The sequence below is a fragment of the Yersinia nurmii genome (assembly GCF_001112925.1).
Classification (GTDB): domain Bacteria; phylum Pseudomonadota; class Gammaproteobacteria; order Enterobacterales; family Enterobacteriaceae; genus Yersinia; species Yersinia nurmii.
Genome location: NZ_CPYD01000028.1, coordinates 1 through 4,212, shown reverse-complemented (window position 1 = coordinate 4,212; position 4,212 = coordinate 1). Strand labels below are relative to the sequence as shown.

The window sequence follows — 4,212 nt, the reverse complement described above, 5'->3', positions numbered from 1 at the left end:
GCATCCTGTGAGGGCTGTAGCGATGTTCTTTTCTAACCGACCCTCTGCTGCACATTTAGCTCTGTAGCGAGCTGTTCGTCGCTCTCTCGAATTCATGGTATGTCTCCGGTGATTGGCTTTGGTGGTGCCGGTAGTTACCGGATTTCCTTGATGCTTCTAACAGCTATCGATTTGGCATCACGTTCGCATTGCGATCCGGTTTGCTTATTCACAAGGCCGTTGTCTTACCAGCACCGCCAAAGCCAACTTCTCTTTGGTGCCCTCGTATCAGGGCAATCTAATTGTTAAAGAGCATCACCGTCCTGGTGAGTAGTGCGTCCTGCTGATGGAATCAATAATCACAGATTGTGTTTTAATCGTCAACACGAATTGTGTTTAATTTGGGTGATTGATTGTGATGTTATTGATTTTTAATGTAATTTATTTTGAAAATAATTCAGACGTGACTATTCGCACCAGCTAACAGGCGTGAAAAGTGTGAAGTGAGTGGTGTTTAAAGCGGGTAGGGTGGTGAGATTGTCAGATTACAGGCACAAAAAACCCGGCAGCGGGCCGGGTTAGGGTGAATTAATATGGTTTTGGAAGTGTTGGGTTTTGTAATGCAAGCATAATCCTTTCTGCTTGCGGGGCTTGCAAAGCCTTCTTTTGTACTTGTCCAACTAAGTATGTCTTTAGATGTACATTTATGTAAGTAGTCTGAAGCCAGTCTCTAAATGGGCCTAAAGCTCCTGTTGGATATATATAAGCCTCTTTTTGGTTGCCTTTACTTTGCGGGAAACTATCTGGATAGTTATGGGGGTACATCATTCTATCCCCGTAAATTTCAGATAGCTTATTGGCTTTCCAATGCGCGGCCCATCTTTGTCCAACGCTAATATCTGGAATTGAGTGGGGGTCTAACTTAAACTCGCTATTGATCAACCTAACTGTTAGGTCCGCCATTTCCCTAAATATTGAAAAATATCCAATTGGAATGGCGTCATTAGCAAGTATTCTTTGTTGAAAAACATTCCATGAGTCGGTAATAACGGCATGATTTGGCTGTTTGTATCCTGACTGCTCATAGATCATTCTTTTGAGTGTGTAGTCAGCTAGGCGAACAAATGTATTTCTAGCATGTGTATTGTCAAACCCAACCGCATCAAATGCATAATATTGCAGAATAGACATGCAAACATAATCAGGGTAAGCATGTGTTTCTATTCCTGATTTATTTACGGTTCTGGTAAATAAATCTTTGACGTCACGGTGTCCTCTAAGCTCAAGATATGCAGCTACTTTAGAACCGCGTGGTTTAAACTTTTCTGAACTCCAATTAGTTGTAAATACACGTAAAGGAGTATCGTCAATACCACAAAGTTTAGCCAACCCATAAAGGGTTAGGTAGGGAGTCCCATCATTAAGGACCCCCATGGGTATGCCATCTACTGTTACTTCCACCTCCGGATAAAGGTTCAAATTACCCTGGGATCTTATGTCTGGAAAATTACCCATAACTATCTAATTCCTAATGCAATTAGACCGGGATCGGCCTTATTCCCTTGGAAATCTAAATGCGCTCCGGTCTTTGCCAGATTCGCTGTATTTGTTCACCCCACCCTAGCAGTAGGTTAGCCGTGGGTTAGGGTATTAGACCAACCGCATTTTGGTTTCGACTGCTACACCAATGATTTTGCAATTCCCATTGATTGGCACAAGAGGCCATGCTGGGTTAAGACCACGCAAATATTTAGCTCCGCCGTCAATGATCAGTTTTTTAAACGTAGCTTCGTTAGCTGTTTCCAGCTTCGCAATAACTAGACTGCCATTTCTTGCTTCTCTTCCAGTATCGAAAAGAACGAGTGTATCTTCAGGAATGCTAAGCCCAGCAGGGGCTGTCATCGAGTCACCCTCAACGCGCAACCAAAAGCCATTACCTTCAATTCTCGCGTCTGACTGAAACCACTCATCAATATCTTTTAGTGCGTAGGGTTCAATAGCTTCGCACCATGCCCCGGCACTAACCCAACTGATTAGTGGATATTTATTCCCCTTGATATTAGGGCCAACGTAAGAAAAATTTGATGGCTCCTGATCGCCAAAAAGAATTTGAGATGCTGAAACCCCCAAAACCTTAGCGATTGTTTCTGCATCGCTAGTGCTTAATTTTCTAGCGCCAGATTCATAATTCCCAATTCTTGACTGTGATTTCCATCCGCACAGGCTTGCCAAGGCCCCCTGGGTAAGGCCTTTATTTTCTCTAAGGCTTTTCAGCCTTTTTGCAATTTCATCATTCGTATTCATGCACATCTATTTACCACAATCCGTGTTAATAGGCTTTTCACGATTTGTGTTGAAATTAAAACACAAAACGTGTTTAATTGGGGTTGAGTGAATCATTAAGGAAAACCAAATGAATCAAATTGCCACAGTACGGAAAAAACTTGGCGTCACTCAGTCAGTTCTTGCAAACACCTGCGGTTGGAAACAGTCACGAGTTGCCAACTACGAATCAGGTATCCGAGTTCCTGATCTTGAGTCATGTCGTCGAATAGTAATGGCGCTTAATGAGTTGGGAAGCAACGACACATTAGATGAAATTTTCCCGCCAAAAGCTGCATAGAAATACCGCTCTTTACACAACTTAACCGCCCTGACTCGAGGGCACCAACAAAGTGGTCAATCCCACGGACTGACTACGCACTTAATCAGAAAAGGAAGTATTACGCATGGAACGTGCAAGCACACGCAACAAGGCTCGAATCATTGAGAGCCAACTACTGAACAAGATTGCATTACGAGGCGTCACTGACATTGCTGACGCTGTTGGCGTTGATAAGTCACAGATATCCCGCTGGAAAGAAAGCTTCATTCCGAAGATATCAATGCTTCTGGCTGTTTTGGAATGGGGAGTAGTCGATGACGAGATGGCAAGGCTGGCTAAGTCGGTGGCTTTGTTGCTCGCAAAACAAAAATCCCCGGCGGCAACCAGGGATTCAGCAGAGCAAATAACAATGTCGTTTTAACTGGACAAAACAACAGGAGTAATTATGCGAAAGAAAAAACCAAATAGCAATACGTCAGGCGCTAATCAATATCAACGGGCTGCAAAGCCTGATGAGCTTCTCATGGTCTGCAATGACAACCACGTTTTTGGCCGCAAGTTTGCAGAGATATTCCGCGGCATAGAAGCGAGAAGAGGGAAGGCCAATGAGTAACGTCTTAGCGTTTCGTCAACCAGACACAGCAAGGCCGGAGGCAACCGGTAAGGGGTTTGCCTTGATGCATAGAAAAATAATGGAACTGCCCTTCTACAGGACGGATTCTGAGGCAGTTCACCTGTGGATACATTTCATACTTACCGCTAATCACGCGCCGGCAATAGTTAATACTGAGTTGGGTGATGTCATGGTTCGTCGTGGTGAGTTTATGACTGGCAGAAATAAGCTGGAACTAGCAACCGGTATTACCGGTAACCGTATTAAATATCTCATCGGTAAGTTTGAAAAACTTGGGATGATCACTAAGTCAACCACCAAGAAATTCTCATTAATTTACGTCACAAAATACGACGAATATCAGCCAAATTTAGTGCCAACAGATTACCAACAAAGTGCCAACGCAAAGCCGCTCACACCAAGCGCTGGCGCGGAGGTTGTGCCAACAGATTGCCAACAAAGTGCCACAAACAATGAAATAACTAATAACTCTATTACTAACGTAATAGAGAGTCCCTCTTCAGCCGATAAACCGGAAAAGAAAAAACCGTCATTCAGTTGTGAAGATGTGGTCAATGCTTATCACGACATTCTGCCAGAAGCCAAAGGCATAAGAGCACTCAGTGACAAGCGACGCAACCTGATCAAAACCTTCTGGGTGAAAGCCAGCAAGATAACTCGCCAACTGGACAGCCAGCCATTCACGCTGGAAAGCTGGAGAGCCTACCTGACTTACATTTCCACCAACTGCCGATGGATGCTGGAAAACAGACCTGATGCTCGTTCTGGAAAGACGTGGCAGAAAAAAGGGTTGGAGTATTTCCTGAATGACGAAACTTATCTGCTAGTTCGCGAGGGGGCCAAGGATGACCATTGATTACAAAACACCACCACACAACCTCGACGCAGAACAAAGCGTTCTTGGCGGTCTGATGCTAGATGATGGCAGTGATAACGTCGCTAAAGTCCTGTCCATGCTGAAACCTGAATCGTTTTACACCCGCCCGCACCAAGT

General features: G+C 44.3%; 7 protein-coding genes. 5 read left to right on the top strand and 2 right to left on the bottom strand.

Annotated elements, in window-relative coordinates; genetic code table 11:
- Positions 1–567 precede the first annotated feature (567 nt).
- A complete protein-coding gene (locus tag AD970_RS18335) occupies positions 568–1,494 on the bottom strand; it encodes a hypothetical protein (RefSeq protein ID WP_049602439.1) in 927 nt (308 codons plus the stop codon).
- Positions 1,495–1,629: 135 nt separating this feature from the next.
- Complete coding sequence (locus AD970_RS18330; protein WP_049602438.1) at positions 1,630–2,289, bottom strand: LexA family protein; 660 nt, start codon at positions 2,287–2,289, stop codon at positions 1,630–1,632.
- Positions 2,290–2,392: 103 nt separating this feature from the next.
- On the opposite strand from AD970_RS18330, the gene AD970_RS18325 reads away from it, so the two are divergent.
- From AD970_RS18325 to AD970_RS19265, 5 genes are all read left to right on the top strand, one after another.
- On the top strand, positions 2,393–2,602 hold the full coding sequence (locus tag AD970_RS18325; protein WP_049602436.1) for a helix-turn-helix transcriptional regulator: 210 nt from the start codon (positions 2,393–2,395) through the stop codon (positions 2,600–2,602).
- 106 nt (positions 2,603–2,708) lie between these two features.
- Positions 2,709–3,005, top strand: a complete 297-nt coding sequence (locus tag AD970_RS18320; protein WP_049602434.1) for a CII family transcriptional regulator — start codon at positions 2,709–2,711, stop codon at positions 3,003–3,005.
- Positions 3,006–3,029: 24 nt separating this feature from the next.
- On the top strand, positions 3,030–3,197 hold the full coding sequence (locus AD970_RS19790) for a hypothetical protein (protein ID WP_157045601.1): 168 nt from the start codon (positions 3,030–3,032) through the stop codon (positions 3,195–3,197).
- Positions 3,190–4,074 carry a hypothetical protein gene (locus tag AD970_RS18315; protein WP_049602433.1) on the top strand — a complete coding sequence of 295 codons (885 nt, stop codon included), beginning with the start codon at positions 3,190–3,192 and terminating at the stop codon, positions 4,072–4,074. Before AD970_RS19790 ends, AD970_RS18315 begins: the two co-directional genes overlap by 8 nt.
- Positions 4,064–4,212, top strand: a 149-nt coding sequence (locus AD970_RS19265; protein ID WP_328286837.1) for a DnaB-like helicase N-terminal domain-containing protein, incomplete at its 3' end; no start/stop codon positions are given. The genes AD970_RS18315 and AD970_RS19265, both read left to right, overlap by 11 nt.